An 18,439-nucleotide genomic window follows, 5' to 3' on the forward strand; every position below is an offset into this window, starting at 1 on the left:
ATGACAGACTATTATGTAATTGGAGATGTTCACGGAAAGGCAGGTATGCTAGAAGATCTGCTCAAGACCTGGGATGGTCAAACTCAGTTGCTTTTTCTAGGGGATTTGATTGACCGAGGTGAAGATAGTCGCCGTGTTCTGGAAATGGTCAAAGACTTGGTTGATAATCATGGAGCTATCTGTCTATCAGGAAACCATGAATATATGTTTCTGACTTGGCTCGATGACCCAGAAGAAAGCTATGACCATTATCGTCGCAATGGTGGTGATACAACCATTAACTCTATCCTAGGTCGTCCTTTGGATGCACCAGTTGATGGAGTTGAGGATGCCAAGCGAGTTGCCACTGAAGCAGCAGATTTGGTGGAATTTATTCGCAAGATGCCGTTTGTAGTAGAGACAGACAAGTATATCTTTGTTCATGCTGGTATTGATTTGACCTTGGATGATTGGCATGAAACAACTGATTACAAGAAAGTCTGGCTCAGAAAACCATTCCATGAAGCCGAAAATCATACTGGAAAAACCATTGTCTTTGGGCATACACCGGTTTATGGTTTGCTAAAGCAAGACCGAGGTACAGCTGAGCTTTGGATAACAGATGATGGTAAGATTGGTATGGATGGAGGAGCTGTCTATGGTGGTGTCCTTCATGGTATCGTCTTTACAGACCAAGGAATGACAGAACACCACTTTATCGAAAATGATGGTTTTATTGCCGAAGATTAGTACTCCTAGCAGGGTATGGTCTTGTCAAAATGTTAAAAACAATTTATAATTAATAGATACCCTGAAAGGAAGAGCATCATGAACTTAGAAGAATTAAAAAAACGACAGGAGAAGATTCGAAACTTCTCTATTATCGCCCATATTGACCACGGAAAGTCGACGCTGGCAGACCGCATTTTAGAAAAGACAGAGACGGTTTCAAGTCGTGAAATGCAAGCCCAGCTTCTGGATAGTATGGATCTTGAGCGTGAACGTGGGATTACCATTAAACTTAATGCCATTGAGCTCAATTACACTGCAAAAGATGGAGAAACTTATATTTTCCACTTGATTGACACGCCAGGGCACGTGGACTTTACCTATGAAGTGTCGCGTTCGCTAGCTGCCTGTGAAGGAGCGATTTTGGTGGTCGATGCTGCCCAAGGGATTGAAGCTCAAACCCTTGCCAACGTTTATCTAGCCTTGGATAATGATTTGGAAATTCTGCCCGTCATTAACAAGATTGATCTACCAGCAGCTGATCCAGAGCGTGTTCGTACAGAGATTGAGGATGTCATTGGACTGGATGCCAGCGAAGCAGTCTTAGCTTCTGCCAAAGCTGGTATTGGTATCGAAGAGATTCTTGAGCAGATCGTTGAAAAAGTGCCAGCCCCAACTGGTGATGTAACGGCGCCACTCAAGGCCTTGATTTTCGACTCGGTCTATGATGCTTACCGCGGGGTTATCCTCCAAGTGCGTGTTATGGATGGAGTGGTTAAACCTGGCGATAAGATTCAGCTCATGAGCAATGGCAAGACCTTTGATGTGACGGAGGTCGGAATTTTCACACCGAAAGCAGTCGGGCGTGATTTTCTAGCGACAGGTGACGTTGGTTATATTGCGGCTTCTATCAAGACGGTTCAAGATACGCGTGTTGGTGATACAGTGACCCTAGCAAGCAATCCTGCAGCAGAACCACTAGACGGCTACAAGCAAATGAACCCCATGGTCTTTGCAGGTCTTTATCCAATCGAGTCAAACAAGTACAATGACCTACGTGAAGCCCTAGAAAAATTGCAGCTCAACGATGCCAGCTTGCAGTTTGAGCCAGAAACATCTCAGGCTCTTGGATTTGGTTTCCGTTGTGGATTCCTTGGACTTCTCCATATGGATGTTATCCAAGAGCGTTTAGAGCGCGAGTTCAACATTGACCTCATCATGACAGCTCCGTCTGTTATTTACAAGGTTAACCAAACTGATGGTGAGTCTATGGATGTGTCTAACCCCTCTGAATTTCCAGATCCAACCAAGATCGCGACCATTGAAGAACCGTATGTCAAGGCGCAAATCATGGTACCGCAGGAGTTTGTCGGAGCAGTTATGGAACTAGCTCAGCGCAAGCGTGGGGACTTTGTAACCATGGACTATATTGATGATAATCGTGTCAATGTCATCTATCAAATTCCACTTGCTGAAATTGTCTTTGACTTTTTTGATAAACTCAAGTCTTCGACACGTGGTTATGCAAGCTTTGACTACGAATTGTCAGAGTACCGTCCATCTAAGCTAGTCAAAATGGATATCCTTCTCAATGGAGACAAGGTCGATGCCCTCAGCTTTATCGTTCACAAGGATTTTGCCTACGAACGTGGAAAACTCATCGTTGATAAACTCAAGAAAATCATCCCTCGTCAACAATTTGAAGTACCAATCCAAGCAGCTATTGGACACAAGATTGTGGCTCGTACTGATATCAAGGCCCTTCGTAAAAATGTACTTGCCAAGTGTTATGGTGGTGACGTTTCTCGTAAACGCAAACTCCTTGAAAAACAAAAAGCTGGTAAGAAACGCATGAAAGCTATCGGATCAGTAGAAGTCCCACAAGAAGCCTTCCTCAGCGTTTTGAGTATGGATGAAGAATAGAAAGTTGAAACAAAACTCTTGAAGATTTCTCAAGAGTTTTTTGTGTTTTTGATGAACCAAGTTATCACATACGAAAGTTGGATAAACACAAAAATCAATTTATCATGTCTTCTTTTTTATTTTATTTTCGAATAGATAGATGAGTAGTAAAAGAAATGGAGTTGTATATGAAGATCACAAACTATGAGATTTACAAATTGAGAAAAGCTGGGCTGACCAATCAACAAATTTTAACTGTTCTTGAATACGACGAGACTGTAGATCAGGAGCTCTTGCTAGGTGATATTGTAGAAATATCTGGATGCCGTAATCCTGCTGTCTTTATGGAACGCTATTTCCAGATAGATGATGCACAGTTGGAGAAGGAGTTTCAGAAATTTCCATCCTTCTCGATTCTTGATGACTGTTATCCTTGGGATCTGAGTGAGATTTATGATGCTCCAGCGCTCTTGTTTTATAAAGGAAATCTAGACCTGTTGAAATTTCCAAAGGTTGCTGTTGTAGGGAGTCGTTCATGTTCTAGTCAGGGAGCAAAGTCGGTCCAGAAAGTCATTCAAGGTTTGGAAAACGAGTTAATTGTGGTCAGTGGTTTAGCCAAAGGGATTGATACGGCTGCCCATATGGCTGCACTCCAGAATGGAGGAAGAACAATTGCAGTGATTGGAACAGGATTGGATGTTTTCTATCCCCGCGCCAATAAACGTTTGCAGGAACACATTGGCAATCACCATTTGGTACTTAGCGAATACGGACCTGGTGACGAGCCCTTGAAATTTCACTTTCCAGCTCGTAATCGCATCATTGCTGGCCTTTGCCGTGGTGTGATTGTAGCAGAGGCAAGAATGCGTTCAGGGAGTCTCATTACCTGTGAGCGAGCAATGGAAGAAGGGCGTGATGTCTTTGCCATTCCAGGAAACATTTTAGATGGGCATTCAGATGGCTGTCACCACCTGATTCAAGAGGGAGCAAAGCTGATTTCCAGTGGTCAAGATGTGCTGGCTGAGTTTGAATTTTAAGGAGAAATTTGTTCACACAGATAAACTTTTCTTCTATATATAGGACTTAGGTCTTGACAGCTATAGAAAAATGGTTTACACTTTATAAAGTTTATTACTTTGAAAAGGTGTGATAGTGTGGCTACGGCAACAAAGAAGAAAAAATCAACAGTTAAAAAAAATCTAGTCATCGTGGAGTCGCCTGCTAAGGCGAAAACGATTGAGAAATATCTAGGCAGAAATTACAAGGTTTTAGCCAGTGTCGGGCATATCCGTGATTTGAAGAAATCCAGTATGTCAGTCGACATTGAAAATAACTATGAACCGCAGTATATCAATATCCGAGGCAAAGGCCCTCTCATCAATGATCTGAAAAAAGAAGCCAAAAAGGCCAATAAAGTCTTTCTGGCGAGTGACCCGGACCGTGAAGGAGAAGCAATTTCCTGGCATTTGGCTCACATTCTCAACTTGAATGAGAATGATGCCAACCGTGTAGTCTTTAATGAAATCACCAAAGACGCAGTAAAAAATGCCTTTAAAGAGCCTCGCAAGATTGACATGGACTTGGTCGACGCCCAACAAGCTCGTCGTGTCTTAGACCGCTTGGTAGGCTATTCGATTTCGCCAATTTTGTGGAAAAAGGTCAAGAAGGGCTTATCAGCAGGGCGTGTGCAGTCGGTTGCTCTTAAACTCATCATTGACCGTGAAAATGAAATCAATGCCTTCCAACCAGAAGAATACTGGACAATTGATGGTGTCTTTAAGAAGGGAACCAAGCAATTTCAGGCTTCTTTCTATGGTATGAATGGCAAAAAGATGAAATTGACCACCAATGAAGAGGTCAAAGAAGTCTTGTCCCATTTGACTAGTAAAGATTTCACAGTAGACCAGGTAGATAAGAAAGAACGCAAACGCAATGCGCCCCTACCTTATACGACTTCAACCATGCAGATGGATGCGGCTAACAAAATCAATTTCCGTACTCGAAAGACTATGATGGTGGCCCAACAGCTCTATGAAGGGATCAATATCGGATCAGGCGTGCAAGGTTTGATTACCTATATGCGTACAGACTCGACTCGTATCAGTCCTGTAGCTCAGAACGAAGCAGCAAGCTATATTAACGACCGTTTTGGTAGCAAGTATTCCAAGCATGGTAGCAAGGTCAAGAATGCCTCAGGTGCTCAGGATGCCCACGAAGCCATTCGCCCATCTAGTGTCTTTAATACACCAGAAAGCATCGCTAAGTACTTGGACAAAGACCAGCTCAAACTTTATACCCTTATCTGGAACCGTTTTGTGGCAAGCCAGATGACAGGTGCTATCTTTGATACTATGGCTGTTAAGCTTTCTCAAAATGGGGTTCAGTTTGCAGCGAATGGAAGCCAAGTTAAGTTTGATGGTTATCTTGCTATTTACAATGACTCTGACAAGAACAAGATGTTGCCAGATATGGCTGTTGGAGATGTGGTCAAGCAGGTCAATAGTAAGCCAGAACAACATTTCACTCAACCACCAGCTCGCTATTCGGAAGCGACTCTTATTAAGACCTTGGAAGAAAATGGAGTTGGACGTCCGTCAACCTACGCTCCGACCATTGAAACCATCCAAAAACGTTACTATGTTCGTCTGGCAGCCAAACGCTTTGAACCAACAGAATTGGGAGAAATTGTCAATAAGCTCATCGTTGAATACTTCCCAGATATTGTCAATGTGACCTTCACAGCTGAGATGGAAGGAAAACTTGATGATGTCGAAGTTGGAAAAGAGCAGTGGCAACGTGTTATTGACGAATTTTACAAACCATTCTCCAAAGAAGTAGCAAAGGCTGAAGCTGAAATGGAAAAAATCCAGATTAAGGATGAGCCAGCTGGATTTGACTGTGAGGTTTGTGGCAGTCCGATGGTGATTAAGCTCGGTCGTTTTGGTAAATTCTATGCTTGTAGCAACTTCCCAGACTGCCGTCACACTCAAGCAATTGTCAAAGAGATTGGAGTCGAGTGTCCAAACTGCCATCAAGGACAAATCATTGAACGCAAAACCAAGCGCAATCGTATCTTCTATGGTTGCAATCGCTATCCAGAATGTGAATTTACTTCATGGGACAAACCAATTGGCCGTGACTGTCCAAAATGCGGACACTTCCTTGTGGAGAAAAAAGTCCGTGGTGGTGGCAAGCAGGTTGTATGTAGTAATGGTGACTACGAAGAGGAAAAGATTAAATAAAATGAAGAGTCCTGAAAATGAATTTCAGGCTCTTTTTAGTTTAAGCTTGACAAATTTCCTCATTTTGTGGGAAACTAGTAGAAGATTATTTTATTAGGAGAAGACATGCGCATTATTTATTTCTGTATTGGTTTTATTTCTTTGGCTCTAGCTCTTGTAGGTGTTGTCCTGCCGCTCTTGCCAACAACGCCCTTTCTTTTATTATCAATCGCTTGCTTTTCAAAATCTTCTAAGCGTTTTGAAGACTGGCTTTATCATACAAAGCTTTATCAGACCTATGTAGCTGACTTTCGGGAAACCAAGTCAATAGCGCGAGAACGAAAGAAAAAAATCATCGTATCTATCTATATCTTGATGGGGATTTCTATTTATTTTGCCCCTCTTTTGCCTGTTAAAATCGGTCTGGGAGCCCTAACCATCTTTATCACCTACTATCTCTTTAAAGTAATTCCTGATAAGGATTAATTTTTGAAATTTGATATTTCCTTTGATAAAAATGAAAGTATATTCAAATAATATGATATAATAAATTTAAAGAAAACATCAAGGAGAATCAAATGATTTACGAATTTTGTGCTGAAAATGTGACCTTGCTTGAAAAAGCTATGCAGGCTGGAGCTCGTCGAATCGAGCTCTGTGATAATCTAGCAGTTGGTGGGACAACACCAAGCTATGGAGTAACTAAGGCAGCTGTTGAACTAGCAGCTAATTACGATACGACCATCATGACCATGATTCGTTCACGTGGTGGTGACTTTGTCTATCAAGATCTGGAAATCGAAATCATGCTAAATGACATTCGTTTAACTGCTCAAGTAGGTAGCCAAGGGGTCGTCTTTGGTGCTTTAACTGCTAATAAGAAGTTGGACAAGGCTAATCTTGAGAAGCTGATTGCTGCATCTAAAGGAATGGAAATTGTCTTCCACATGGCCTTTGATGAATTGAGTGATGAAGACCAGTTGGAAGCTATTGATTGGCTCAGCCAAGCTGGCGTCACTCGTATCTTGACTCGTGCTGGCGTATCTGGTGACTCGTTAGAAAAACGTTTTGCCCACTATCACAGAATTTTGGAACATGCTGCTGGTAAAATTGAAATCTTACCAGGTGGGGGAATTGACTTGGACAACCGTCAAACCTTTATCGACCAACTAGGCGTGACACAACTTCACGGTACCAAAGTTGTCTTTTAAAAAATAGAAAGGAACTGCTAGCTTTTGGTAGCAGTTTTCACTTATGTTTGAAATCTTTAAATCCTATCAGTTTAATCAAGAAAAGGCTCGTGCCTATGGTTTTGTAGAAAGTAGTGGAGTTTGGACTTATAGTTGCATGATTTTGCAAGGCGACTTTGTTATGAATGTTTCAGTTACCGATGGGAAGCTAGCTTTTCAGGTCTTTGACCAGGAAACTGGTGATCTCTATCCTCAGGTACATATGGAAAGTATGCGGGGAAGTTTTGTCGGAAGTGTTCGTCAAGCTTGTCTGGAGATTCTCTATCAGATTCGGAAGGCTTGTTTTGACGTGCAGGATTTTATCTGTCCCCAGACCAAGCGTATCATGGCTCAGGTTCAGAAAAAATATGGCAATCAGTTGGAATATCTATGGGAAAAATCGCCTGATACAGCAGTATTACGTCATGAAGACAGTAAAAAGTGGTATGCTGTTTTAATGAGAATTCCTTGGGATAGGCTAGATAAGGCAAGAGAAGGGCTAGTGGAAGCAGTCAACCTCAAACATGATCAAGTGGCTGACTTGCTTTCACAAAAAGGCATTTATCCTGCCTTTCATATGAATAAACGTTACTGGATTAGTCTTGCTCTTGATGATAGTTTATCTGATGAAGACGTTCTAGATTTGCTAGAAATCAGTTGGAATTTGACATTGAAAAAGTAAAGAAATTCCCTTGTGTTTTCAAACACTTTCAATTAGCAAAATATTCTTTACTGAAGAAATTTTCAGAAAATATTGGATTTTTTCTTGACAAGAGATTTTTCCTATGCTAAAATACTTAACAAGACATCAAACGAAGGAGAAAGTCAAACATGAAAACAGCTAAGTTTAATCAATTTGCTTTGTTGTTGAGGTACTCGGGCTAGTGCAGAAGCATTAGTCCTGTTTGGCTTACCAAGCGGGAGTAAATCAACATCTCGCTTGGGTTTCCGAGCGAGATGTTTTTTCTATACTGAAATTTTGAAGGGGGAATTCTCATGCGTAGAGTTGAGTTTCTAGATACCAGTCTCCGTGATGGTGAGCAGACACCAGGTGTTAATTTTTCGATTAAGGAAAAGGTTGCCATCGCAAGACAGCTGGAGAAATGGGGCATTTCAGCCATCGAAGCTGGTTTTCCGGCGGCGAGTCCAGATTCATTCAGAGCAGTTCAGGAGATTGCCAAGGTCTTGAAGAAAACTGCGGTGACAGGCTTGGCTCGTTCGGTCAAGTCTGATATAGATGCTTGTTATGAGGCTCTAAAGGATGCCAAGTATCCTCAGATTCACGTCTTTATCGCCACCAGTCCGATTCACCGCAAGTATAAGCTCAATAAGAGCAAGGAAGAGATTTTGGAAGCAATCAGTGAGCATGTTTCTTATGCCCGTTCTAAGTTCGAAATTGTCGAATTTTCTCCAGAGGATGCGACTAGAACAGAGTTGGATTTCCTCTTGCAAGTTGTTCAGACAGCTGTGAATTCGGGGGCGACTTACATCAATATTCCTGACACGGTTGGATTTACGACGCCAGAGGAATATGGTGCCATCTTCAAACACTTGATTGAGAATGTCAAGACAGATCGTCAGATTATCTATTCGCCTCACTGTCACGATGACCTCGGAATGGCAGTCGCTAATAGCCTTGCTGCTGTCAAGAATGGTGCAGGCCGAGTCGAAGGTACTATCAATGGTATCGGGGAGCGAGCAGGTAATGCAGCCCTTGAAGAAATAGCGGTGGCCCTCAATATTCGACAAGATTACTACCAAGCTGAGACAAGCATTGTCCTAAACGAAACCATCAATACTTCTGAAATGGTTTCTCGCTTCTCAGGTATTCCAGTTCCCAAAAACAAGGCCGTTGTTGGTGGCAATGCCTTCTCTCACGAGTCTGGTATTCACCAAGATGGGGTTCTTAAAAATCCTCTTACCTATGAAATCATCACACCTGAATTGGTTGGTGTTAAGAGTAATAGTCTTCCGCTTGGAAAATTGTCAGGTCGCCACGCTTTTGTAGAAAAACTAAGAGATTTGGCACTAGACTTCACAGAAGAAGACATCAAACCACTCTTTGCTAAGTTCAAGGCGCTAGCGGACAAAAAGCAAGAAATCACAGATGCAGATATTCGAGCTCTGGTAGCTGGAATCATGGTAGAAAACCCAGAAGGCTTCCACTTTGATGATTTACAACTTCAAACCCATGAGGATAATACCATTGAAGCGCTTGTCTGCTTAGCTAATATGGATGGTGAAAAGGTTGAGTTTAATGCGACAGGACAAGGTTCAGTTGAAGCTATCTTTAATGCTATTGATAAGTTCTTCAATCAGTCTGTTCGCTTGGTATCCTACACTATCGACGCTGTGACGGATGGAATCGATGCCCAGGCTCGGGTCTTGGTCACTGTTGAAAACAGAGATACAGAGACCATCTTTAACGCAGCAGGACTTGACTTTGATGTACTGAAGGCTTCGGCTATTGCCTATATCAATGCCAATACCTTTGTTCAAAAGGAGAATGCTGGTGAGATGGGACGAAGCGTTTCCTATCGCGATATGCCTAGTGTGTAAAGGAGAAGCTATGACAAAGAAAATAGTTGCCTTAGCAGGGGACGGAATCGGTCCAGAAATCATGGAAGCTGGTTTGGAAGTTCTTGAGGCCCTAGCTGAAAAAACAGGCTTTGACTATGAGATAGATAGGCGACCCTTTGGAGGTGCTGGGATTGACGTAGCAGGACATCCCTTACCTGATGAAACCCTTAAAGCATGTAGAGAAGCAGATGCTATTCTCCTAGCAGCCATCGGTAGTCCCCAGTATGATGGGGCAGCGGTTCGGCCTGAACAGGGCTTACTGGCTCTCCGTAAGGAACTCAATCTCTATGCCAACATTCGCCCAGTTAAGATTTTTGAGAGTCTTAAGCATTTGTCTCCTCTCAAGCCTGAACGAATTGCGGGTGTGGACTTTGTCGTGGTGCGTGAGTTGACAGGAGGTATTTACTTTGGAGATCATATTCTTGAAGAGCGAAAAGCGCGTGATATAAACGACTACAGTTATGAGGAAGTGGAGCGGATTCTTCGCAAGGCCTTTGAGATTGCAAGAAATCGCAGAAAAATCGTTACCAGCATCGATAAGCAAAATGTTCTGGCAACCTCAAAACTCTGGCGCAGAGTAGCTGAGGAGGTTGCACAGGATTTTCCAGATGTGACCTTGGAGCATCAGCTGGTGGACTCAGCTGCCATGCTTATGATTACCAATCCTGCCAAGTTTGATGTCATCGTGACAGAGAATCTTTTCGGAGATATCTTATCTGATGAATCAAGCGTTTTATCTGGCACTCTTGGTGTTATGCCATCAGCCAGTCATTCTGAAAAGGGTCCAAGTCTTTATGAACCCATTCATGGTTCGGCACCCGATATTGCAGGTCAAGGAATTGCTAATCCTATTTCTATGATTTTATCAGTAGCCATGATGCTAAGAGATAGTTTTGGGCGTTCTGAGGATGCAGGGCGTATCGAACATGCTGTAGAAGCCAGTTTGGCAGCAGGAATTTTAACGAGAGATATAGGAGGAAAAGCTTCTACCAAGGAAATGACGGAAGCTATCATTGAAAGACTATGAAGATAAACGAAGGAATAACCGTTACTCTCGTGATTTGGAATGTCATGATTTTCATCATTTATGGCATTGACAAATCCAAGGCAAGGAGAGGTTCTTGGCGGATACCAGAGAAAATTCTCTTGACTATAGCACTTGTCTGTGGTGGATTTGGTGCTTGGTTAGCAGGAATCACCTTCCATCACAAGACTAGAAAATGGTATTTTAAAACGGTTTGGTTTCTTGGGATGGTGACCACACTAGTAGCCTTATATTTTATTTGGAGGTAATGGATGGCAGGAAAATCGATTTTTGATAAATTATGGGACCGTCATGTCATCACAGGAGAAGAAGGGCAACCCCAACTCATGTATGTGGATCAGCACTATATTCATGAAGTAACTAGTCCCCAAGCTTTTCAAGGATTGCGAGATGCAGGGCGCAGATTGAGACGACCAGACTTGACATTTGGAACTTTTGACCACAATGTACCAACGGTCAACATCTATGATATTCGAGATGTCATTTCCAAGGCTCAAATTGATAAGCTAGCAGAGAATGTTGAGGAATTCGGGATTGAACATGCGGCCCACGGTTCTGAAAAGCAGGGAATCGTTCACATGGTAGGTCCAGAAACAGGACGGACGCAACCAGGGAAATTCATCGTCTGTGGAGACAGCCATACGGCAACTCACGGGGCTTTCGGAGCTATCGCTTTTGGGATTGGGACCAGTGAGGTTGAGCATGTCTTTGCTACCCAGACCCTCTGGCAGGTCAAACCCAAGAAAATGCTGGTAGAATTCACTGGTGTTCCTCAAAAAGGAGTTTATTCTAAGGATTACATTCTCGCCTTAATTGCCAAGTACGGCGTTGCTTGTGGTGTTGGCTATGTGGTGGAATATCGTGGGCAAGCGATTGATGCTCTGACCATGGAAGAGAGAATGACCATCTGCAATATGTCCATCGAGTTTGGCTCTAAGATGGGGATTATGAATCCAGATCAGACTACCTATGACTATCTCAAGGGACGAGAATGTGTTCCAGAGGACTTTGAGGAGGCAGTTTCCGACTGGAAGACGCTTGTAAGCGATAGTGATGCCGTTTATGATAAGGTTATCCAGATGGATGTCTCTGGCTTGGCTCCTATGGTGACTTGGGGAACCAATCCTGCTATGGGCGTTGACTTTGACAGTAGCTTCCCAGAAATTAAGGATATGAACGATGAACGAGCTTATCATTACATGGACTTGGAGCCCGGTCAAAAGCCATCGGACATTGAACTAGGATATATTTTTATCGGGTCTTGTACCAATGCTCGGCTCAGTGACTTGCAACTAGCTGCTCGATTTGTCAAAGGGAAGAAAATAGCTCCCAATCTAACGGCAATCGTAGTACCTGGTTCTCGTCCTGTCAAACGAGCTGCTGAGAAGTTGGGCTTGGACAAGGTTTTCCTAGACGCTGGCTTTGAGTGGAGAGAGCCAGGTTGCTCTATGTGCCTAGGAATGAATCCTGACAAGGTCCCTGATGGGGTCCACTGTGCCTCAACCAGTAACCGTAACTTTGAAGACAGACAAGGATTTGGTGCTAAGACCCATCTCTGCAGTCCAGCCATGGCAGCGGCGGCAGCTATTGCAGGGCGTTTCGTAGATGTTCGGCAAATGCCAGAGGCCCAGTAAGGAGAGGATATGGAGAAATTTACAGTTTATACGGGAACGACCGTTCCTCTCATGAATGATAACATCGACACCGACCAAATACTCCCCAAGCAGTTTCTGAAGTTAATTGATAAGAAAGGATTTGGTAAGTACCTCATGTATGCTTGGCGTTATTTGGACGACAAGTATACTGAGGATCCAGACTTTGTCTTTAACCGACCTGAATACCGAAAAGCCAGTATCCTTATCTCAGGGGACAACTTTGGGGCGGGTTCTTCGAGAGAACACGCAGCTTGGGCACTAGCTGACTATGGTTTTAAGGTCGTGATTGCAGGATCTTTCGGGGACATTCATTACAATAATGAACTCAATAATGGCATGTTGCCCATTGTTCAGCCTAGAGAGGTTAGAGAGAAACTAGCCCAACTTAAACCGACTGATCAGGTAACTGTGGACTTGGAACAGCAAAAAATCATCTCACCAGTTGGAGAATTCACTTTCGAAATTGATAGTGAATGGAAACACAAGCTCTTAAATGGTTTGGATGATATCGGTATTACGTTGCAGTATGAAGATTTGATTGCTGCTTATGAAAAACAACGCCCAGCCTATTGGCAGGATTAGAAAAAATAGAAAAGGAAATTGAACTATGACAAAACACATTCAATGGAACGGAACACTTTCACAAGAAGGCTATGACATTTTAAAAGGTGAGGGCGGTTGTATCGTTTGCCCTACAAAAGTCGGATATATCATCATGACTAGCGATAAGGCAGGACTTGAACGCAAGTTTGAAGCAAAAGAACGTAACCGTAACAAACCAGGAGTTGTACTTTGTGGTAGCATGGACGAGCTACGCGCTTTAGCACAACTTAATCCAGAAATTGAAGCCTTTTACCAAAAACATTGGGATGAAGACATTCTACTCGGTTGCATCCTCCCATGGAAACCAGAAGCTTTTGAAAAACTAAAAGCATACGGGGATGGCCGTGAAGAACTTATGACTGACGTGCGTGGAACGAGCTGTTTTGTGATTAAGTTCGGGAAAGCAGGAGAACAGTTGGCTGCCAAACTTTGGGAAGAAGGCAAGATGGTATACGCCTCATCAGCTAATCCATCTGGAAAAGGAAACCGCGGTAAGGTAGAAGGAATTGGAGAACGTATCGAAGGAGCAGTGGATCTTGTCATCGAAGCAGACGACTACGTGGCATCCATCCAGCCTGACAAAACGATTGAAACACGATACGAGCAAGGTGTGATGGTCTCTATGGTCGATAAAGACGGCAAACTCATCCCAGAACAAGGAGGAGCACGCTCAATTTCACCAGCGCCAGTGGTTATCCGCAAAGGGCTTGACATTGATAAAATCATGATGCACCTGTCAGATACCTTTAACTCATGGGACTACCGTCAGGGTGAGTATTATTAGGATAAAAAAGAAGTCTAGTGTTGAGAGGTAAGCAAGCCTCTACACTAGGCTTTTTCTTTAGAAATTCTTTCCTTTTTCTATAGGATATGATATTCTATATATGAAATACATAGTTTTTATTCGAACATTATTATAAAAGGAGTACGATTGATGCTGAAAAGGAAAGTTAGTTTAGATGATTTTTATGCTTGGTATCAAGAAAATAAAATAAGATTAAGAGAAGATGCATTTAAATATAGTATTCACAATGAAAAATTACGTGAAGAATTTCTTAAAGAATGGCCACTTGATAGAATTTTAACCATGTCTATTGATGAATATATAATTGGGAAAGGTGCCAAAAGTAATTCTTTTTGCTATGCTCTTGAGGCAGGAAAGTACCAATCATTATTTATGGGAATTGGAGGCGGAGGTTCTTCAAAATTTGGTATTTATTGGAATGAGAATACCAAAAGCTACAAAAATCAAGCAAATAAAATCATTCCAGAATCAGAACTAGAAGACCGATTTAACAAATTAAAATCGGATTTGTATGAGATCATCCAAGCTGGAAGAATGTTAGATTTCAATAATCCTATTTTTGACATAAAAAAGTCAAAGAATGAGTTTATTGGGCGTTCTGCAGTAGTAACAAAACTACTTTGTATTTATTCTGAGAACCATTCTTTTTTAGGAGTAAATATGAATAGTCAGAATGAATTTTGGAATAGGTTGATTCCTCAAAGTAATCAAGGAGGGCCCTATCGTCAGAATCATGAGATTTGTAAACTATTTTCTAAAACCTATCCAGAACTAGAATCTTCAATGTTGGGTAGTATTTTATTTGAGTATTCAAAAGATTGTATAGACAGTGATAATAAACAAGGAGAGAAAGAAATGTCTGAACAAAATAATATCCATCATCCCTTGAGTAATATCTTATTACAATCAAAAAACCTCATTCTGCGTGGGGCACCTGGTACTGGGAAAACTTATCTTGCTAAAGAAATAGCTGCAGAATTAACAGGTGGAAACGAAGATCAAATCGGCTTTGTACAGTTTCACCCATCTTATGATTATACGGATTTTGTAGAGGGTTTGAGACCAATATCAAATGAGGACGGATCTATTGGATTTAAGCCTCAAGACGGTATTTTTAAGAAGTTCTGTCAGAAGGCGAAAGAAGCTCAGAAAACTGGAGGACAAGATAATTTTGATGAAGCTTGGGATTCTTACCTAGCCTATATAAATAATTCGGATGAAAAAGAGTATTTAACAAAGGGTTCTTACCTGTCAGTAAATAGTAGACAAAACCTATCCGTTAATTATGATAAGGGAACATCAGGATGGAGTTTATCTAGAAATTATGTATACGAACTTTATAAAGATTCGAATTATAATAAACAGAATTATTATAAGAGTGAAGGAAAAAAAGTCCTTGAAACTTTAAAGAAAAGATTTGGTCTGAAAGACTATATCTCTCCAACAGAGATCAACACAGATAAGAAATTCGTTTTCATCATTGATGAGATCAATCGTGGTGAGATTTCTAAGATTTTTGGGGAACTCTTTTTCTCTATCGATCCTGGATATCGTGGTAGAGATGGAGAAGTTTCTACTCAATATGCTAATTTACATGAAACTGATGAGAAATTTTATATCCCTGATAATGTCTATATCATTGGAACCATGAATGATATAGACAGATCTGTTGATACCTTCGATTTTGCTATGCGTCGTCGTTTCCGTTTTGTTGAAGTTACGGCTGAAAGTCAACTTTATATCCTAGATAAGAAACTAGGTGAACATGCTGAGGAAGCTAAGACTCGACTAAGAAACTTGAATGCTGTTATTGAAAACGTTCAGGAGCTAAACAGTCATTATCATATTGGACCAAGTTATTTCCTTAAGTTGAAGGATGTAGACTTTGACTATGAATTACTCTGGTCTGATTATCTCAAACCGCTTTTGGAAGATTATGTACGTGGTTCTTATGAAGAGGATGAAACTCTGCAAACATTGAAAAAAGCATTTGATCTGACAAATAACGAGCAAACTGATCTACAAGATACTGGTGATTATGATGCGGATAACTGATAATCAGCATAGAATTGCTAAAGAAGACTTTGTCGCAGAATATCCCAACCTAAGTCAAGCACTTCTTGATAGAACACTAGATAACCTTTCTAGGGAGGACAGTATTTTTATTTTCCCGAATGATTTGATAAATTCTCCTGATTTAGACAGGGACCAAAAGATTTTTGAAACAGTTAATCAGGAAATCAAGACAGGGAACGTGATTGGTTTTCTTGGATATGGTCAGGAAAGATTAACGATTTCCTCTCGTTTTTCTGATGAAAGTAACGACCATTTTTTGCATTATCTTTTACAAAAGATTCTCAATATCAATTTGACTAGTTTAGACATCGGTCTATCTCAAGAGGATAAACTCTATCAGCTTTTGATTTACCTCTTTCCCAAATATCTGCAAGCTGCTCTTCGAAAAGGTCTTTATAAGGAATACCAGAGATTTTTCCATAACGATAGTCATGTAAAGGGAGTGCTAGATGTAGGAATGCATCTTAAGAAAAATGTTCCTTTTATGGGAAGCATTGCCTATACCACTAGGGAGTTTACCTATGATAATCCACTCATGCAGTTGATTCGGCATACGATTGAGTACATTAAGAATCAGAAAGGTTTCGGAGTTCTGCTCGATAGTAATCGTGAAAATATGACAGAAATTACTCGTGTAACCTCATCTTATAAACTAGCTGATCGTGCCAAGATTATCAGAATGAATAAAATCAAACCCATCCGACACGCCTATTTTAGAGAGTATAGAAAATTACAGGAACTCTGCTTGATGATTCTGAGTAGAGAAAAGCATGGTCTTGGACCTCAAGCCCAAAAGGTACATGGTATTCTCTTTGATGTTGCCTGGCTTTGGGAAGAGTATGTTTACACCTTGTTGCCAAAAGGTTTCATCCATCCTCGAAATAAAGAAAAGAAAGGCGGCATCCTAATATTTTCTGGTGGGGAACGAAAAGTATATCCAGATTTTTATGACAGAGAACGAAAGATTGTTCTAGATGCAAAATATAAAAAACTGGAGTTTACTGAAAAAGGGATCAATCGCGAGGACTTGTTTCAGTTGATTTCCTATTCTTATATTTTAGAAGCTGGGAAAACTTGGAAAGCTGGATTGATTTTTCCTAGTATGGAGCAGTCAGTAAATAGTGAAATAGGGAAACTAGCTGGCTATGGAGCTCAATTGAAGAAGTGGTCTATCCACATCCCTCAGAATGCTTCATCTTACAATGAATTTTGTAAAATGATGGAAAACTCCGCAGAAATTTTTAAAGCGATTATTGATAAAGAAGTGGGGAGAAAATAATCTCTTCACTTTTTTGCTATTTATACAAGTAATTTCCGAACAATATAATTTGATTGTTGAAAATATTTGACAAAATCTGTACTTTGGTGTAGAATTAATCAAGGAAACGTCGGGAAAAGGCGTAGGGATGCGAAGGCATAGGTAGGTCATTACAAAAGAAACGAGACATCAATATGTTAAATGAATTTCCAATTTTTGATTACGAAGATATTCAGTTGATCCCAAATAAATGTGTGATTAAAAGCCGTGCAGAAGCAGATACCAGTGTCACACTTGGAAATCACACTTTTAAACTACCTGTTGTACCAGCAAATATGCAGACGATTTTGGATGAGAACGTAGCAGAGCAACTTGCTAAAGGTGGGTACTTTTACATTATGCACCGTTTTGATGAAGCGGGGCGCATTCCTTTTATCAAACGCATGCACGATCAAGGGCTCATTGCTTCCATTTCTGTTGGTGTTAAGGATTACGAGTATGACTTTGTTAGCCAGCTCAAGGCTGATGCTCCGGAATACATCACGATTGACATTGCCCATGGTCATGCCGATAGCGTGATTTCTATGATTCAACACATCAAGAAGGAATTACCAGATACTTTTGTCATTGCTGGTAACGTTGGGACACCAGAAGCTGTGCGTGAATTGGAAAATGCTGGTGCGGATGCCACAAAGGTTGGAATCGGTCCTGGTAAGGTTTGTATCACCAAGGTCAAGACTGGTTTTGGTACAGGTGGTTGGCAGTTGGCTGCTCTTCGCTGGTGTGCAAAAGCTGCTCGCAAACCGATTATTGCTGATGGTGGGATTCGTACACACGGTGACATTGCTAAGTCTATCCGTTTCGGTGCTAGCATGGTTATGATTGGTTCCCTATTTGCAGGGCATATCGAAAGTCCAGGAAAGACGATTGAAGTCGATGGCGAACAGTTCAAAGAATACTATGGTTCAGCTTCTCAATACCAAAAGGGTGCTTATAAAAATGTAGAAGGAAAACGCATCTTACTTCCTGCCAAAGGGCATTTGCAAGACACCCTGACTGAGATGGAGCAGGATTTGCAAAGTGCCATTTCCTACGCAGGTGGACGCAAGGTTGCTGACCTCAAGCACGTTGATTATGTTATCGTGAAAAACTCTATCTGGAATGGGGATGCATCCCACTAATAGGCGCTTAATCCACCCATAAAAAACTTGTTATTAGAGCAAATTTCTGTTATAATAAAACAAGTTTCCACCCTTAGTGTAATGGATATCACGTAAGATTCCGGTTCTTGAGATGGGGGTTCGATTCCCTCAGGGTGGATGTAAACAGCCTAAAAAAGCCTTTAAATAAGGCTTTT

The 18,439-nt window shown here is 41.4% G+C and carries 16 protein-coding genes and 1 tRNA gene; all 17 read left to right on the plus strand.

The window, feature by feature from the left end; genetic code table 11:
• The 17 genes from E2R31_RS09215 (at position 1) to E2R31_RS09295 (ending at position 18,402) form a co-directional block, all read left to right on the plus strand.
• Positions 1 to 729, plus strand: a complete 729-nt coding sequence (locus tag E2R31_RS09215) for a metallophosphoesterase family protein (RefSeq protein ID WP_125848581.1) — start codon at positions 1 to 3, stop codon at positions 727 to 729.
• Positions 730 to 807: 78 nt separating this feature from the next.
• Positions 808 to 2,631 carry a translation elongation factor 4 gene (gene lepA, locus E2R31_RS09220; protein WP_001047199.1) on the plus strand — a complete coding sequence of 608 codons (1,824 nt, stop codon included), beginning with the start codon at positions 808 to 810 and terminating at the stop codon, positions 2,629 to 2,631.
• A gap of 167 nt (positions 2,632 to 2,798) precedes the next feature.
• Positions 2,799 to 3,647 (plus strand): DNA-processing protein DprA, encoded by an 849-nt coding sequence (gene dprA / locus E2R31_RS09225; protein ID WP_132974118.1) that lies wholly within the window; start codon positions 2,799 to 2,801, stop codon positions 3,645 to 3,647.
• Positions 3,648 to 3,764: 117 nt separating this feature from the next.
• Positions 3,765 to 5,852 carry a type I DNA topoisomerase gene (gene topA, locus E2R31_RS09230; RefSeq protein WP_132974120.1) on the plus strand — a complete coding sequence of 696 codons (2,088 nt, stop codon included), beginning with the start codon at positions 3,765 to 3,767 and terminating at the stop codon, positions 5,850 to 5,852.
• 105 nt (positions 5,853 to 5,957) lie between these two features.
• Positions 5,958 to 6,317, plus strand: a complete 360-nt coding sequence (locus tag E2R31_RS09235; RefSeq protein WP_132974122.1) for a YbaN family protein — start codon at positions 5,958 to 5,960, stop codon at positions 6,315 to 6,317.
• Between the two features lie 92 nt (positions 6,318 to 6,409).
• Positions 6,410 to 7,042 (plus strand): copper homeostasis protein CutC, encoded by a 633-nt coding sequence (locus E2R31_RS09240; protein ID WP_132974124.1) that lies wholly within the window; start codon positions 6,410 to 6,412, stop codon positions 7,040 to 7,042.
• Between the two features lie 43 nt (positions 7,043 to 7,085).
• A complete protein-coding gene (locus tag E2R31_RS09245) occupies positions 7,086 to 7,742 on the plus strand; it encodes an MmcQ/YjbR family DNA-binding protein (protein WP_132974126.1) in 657 nt (218 codons plus the stop codon).
• 314 nt (positions 7,743 to 8,056) lie between these two features.
• Positions 8,057 to 9,619, plus strand: coding sequence for a 2-isopropylmalate synthase (locus E2R31_RS09250; RefSeq protein WP_132974128.1), 1,563 nt, complete (start codon positions 8,057 to 8,059; stop codon positions 9,617 to 9,619).
• A gap of 10 nt (positions 9,620 to 9,629) precedes the next feature.
• Positions 9,630 to 10,667, plus strand: coding sequence for a 3-isopropylmalate dehydrogenase (gene leuB, locus E2R31_RS09255; protein ID WP_132974130.1), 1,038 nt, complete (start codon positions 9,630 to 9,632; stop codon positions 10,665 to 10,667).
• A complete protein-coding gene (locus E2R31_RS09260; RefSeq protein WP_132974132.1) occupies positions 10,664 to 10,933 on the plus strand; it encodes a DUF1294 domain-containing protein in 270 nt (89 codons plus the stop codon). The genes leuB and E2R31_RS09260 overlap by 4 nt, the downstream gene beginning before the upstream one ends.
• A 3-nt stretch (positions 10,934 to 10,936) precedes the next feature.
• Complete coding sequence (leuC, locus tag E2R31_RS09265) at positions 10,937 to 12,319, plus strand: 3-isopropylmalate dehydratase large subunit (RefSeq protein ID WP_132974134.1); 1,383 nt, start codon at positions 10,937 to 10,939, stop codon at positions 12,317 to 12,319.
• A 9-nt stretch (positions 12,320 to 12,328) separates the two neighbouring features.
• Positions 12,329 to 12,922: a 3-isopropylmalate dehydratase small subunit gene (gene leuD, locus E2R31_RS09270; RefSeq protein ID WP_049536560.1), complete on the plus strand. Its 594-nt coding sequence runs from the start codon at positions 12,329 to 12,331 to the stop codon at positions 12,920 to 12,922.
• Positions 12,923 to 12,947: 25 nt separating this feature from the next.
• Positions 12,948 to 13,727 (plus strand): L-threonylcarbamoyladenylate synthase, encoded by a 780-nt coding sequence (locus E2R31_RS09275; RefSeq protein ID WP_000160503.1) that lies wholly within the window; start codon positions 12,948 to 12,950, stop codon positions 13,725 to 13,727.
• 150 nt (positions 13,728 to 13,877) lie between these two features.
• Positions 13,878 to 15,803, plus strand: coding sequence for an McrB family protein (locus E2R31_RS09280; protein WP_165941812.1), 1,926 nt, complete (start codon positions 13,878 to 13,880; stop codon positions 15,801 to 15,803).
• Complete coding sequence (locus E2R31_RS09285; RefSeq protein WP_165941822.1) at positions 15,790 to 17,103, plus strand: McrC family protein; 1,314 nt, start codon at positions 15,790 to 15,792, stop codon at positions 17,101 to 17,103. Before E2R31_RS09280 ends, E2R31_RS09285 begins: the two co-directional genes overlap by 14 nt.
• A 173-nt stretch (positions 17,104 to 17,276) precedes the next feature.
• Positions 17,277 to 18,263, plus strand: a complete 987-nt coding sequence (locus E2R31_RS09290) for a GMP reductase (protein ID WP_000931163.1) — start codon at positions 17,277 to 17,279, stop codon at positions 18,261 to 18,263.
• A gap of 67 nt (positions 18,264 to 18,330) precedes the next feature.
• Positions 18,331 to 18,402 (plus strand) — tRNA-Arg (locus tag E2R31_RS09295).
• Positions 18,403 to 18,439: the final 37 nt, after the last annotated feature.

The sequence above is a fragment of the Streptococcus downii genome (assembly GCF_004353325.1).
GTDB lineage: Bacteria > Bacillota > Bacilli > Lactobacillales > Streptococcaceae > Streptococcus > Streptococcus downii.

Bases quoted from the DNA above. Each gene is read 5' to 3' on its own strand.
- E2R31_RS09215 (WP_125848581.1), top strand. From the start codon at position 1: ATGACAGACTATTATGTAATTGGAGATGTTCACGGAAAGGCAGGTATG.
- lepA (WP_001047199.1), top strand. From the start codon at position 808: ATGAACTTAGAAGAATTAAAAAAACGACAGGAGAAGATTCGAAACTTC.
- dprA (WP_132974118.1), top strand. From the start codon at position 2,799: ATGAAGATCACAAACTATGAGATTTACAAATTGAGAAAAGCTGGGCTG.
- E2R31_RS09235 (WP_132974122.1), top strand. From the start codon at position 5,958: ATGCGCATTATTTATTTCTGTATTGGTTTTATTTCTTTGGCTCTAGCT.
- E2R31_RS09240 (WP_132974124.1), top strand. From the start codon at position 6,410: ATGATTTACGAATTTTGTGCTGAAAATGTGACCTTGCTTGAAAAAGCT.
- E2R31_RS09245 (WP_132974126.1), top strand. From the start codon at position 7,086: ATGTTTGAAATCTTTAAATCCTATCAGTTTAATCAAGAAAAGGCTCGT.
- E2R31_RS09250 (WP_132974128.1), top strand. From the start codon at position 8,057: ATGCGTAGAGTTGAGTTTCTAGATACCAGTCTCCGTGATGGTGAGCAG.
- leuB (WP_132974130.1), top strand. From the start codon at position 9,630: ATGACAAAGAAAATAGTTGCCTTAGCAGGGGACGGAATCGGTCCAGAA.
- E2R31_RS09260 (WP_132974132.1), top strand. From the start codon at position 10,664: ATGAAGATAAACGAAGGAATAACCGTTACTCTCGTGATTTGGAATGTC.
- leuC (WP_132974134.1), top strand. From the start codon at position 10,937: ATGGCAGGAAAATCGATTTTTGATAAATTATGGGACCGTCATGTCATC.
- leuD (WP_049536560.1), top strand. From the start codon at position 12,329: ATGGAGAAATTTACAGTTTATACGGGAACGACCGTTCCTCTCATGAAT.
- E2R31_RS09275 (WP_000160503.1), top strand. From the start codon at position 12,948: ATGACAAAACACATTCAATGGAACGGAACACTTTCACAAGAAGGCTAT.
- E2R31_RS09280 (WP_165941812.1), top strand. From the start codon at position 13,878: ATGCTGAAAAGGAAAGTTAGTTTAGATGATTTTTATGCTTGGTATCAA.
- E2R31_RS09285 (WP_165941822.1), top strand. From the start codon at position 15,790: ATGCGGATAACTGATAATCAGCATAGAATTGCTAAAGAAGACTTTGTC.
- E2R31_RS09290 (WP_000931163.1), top strand. From the start codon at position 17,277: ATGTTAAATGAATTTCCAATTTTTGATTACGAAGATATTCAGTTGATC.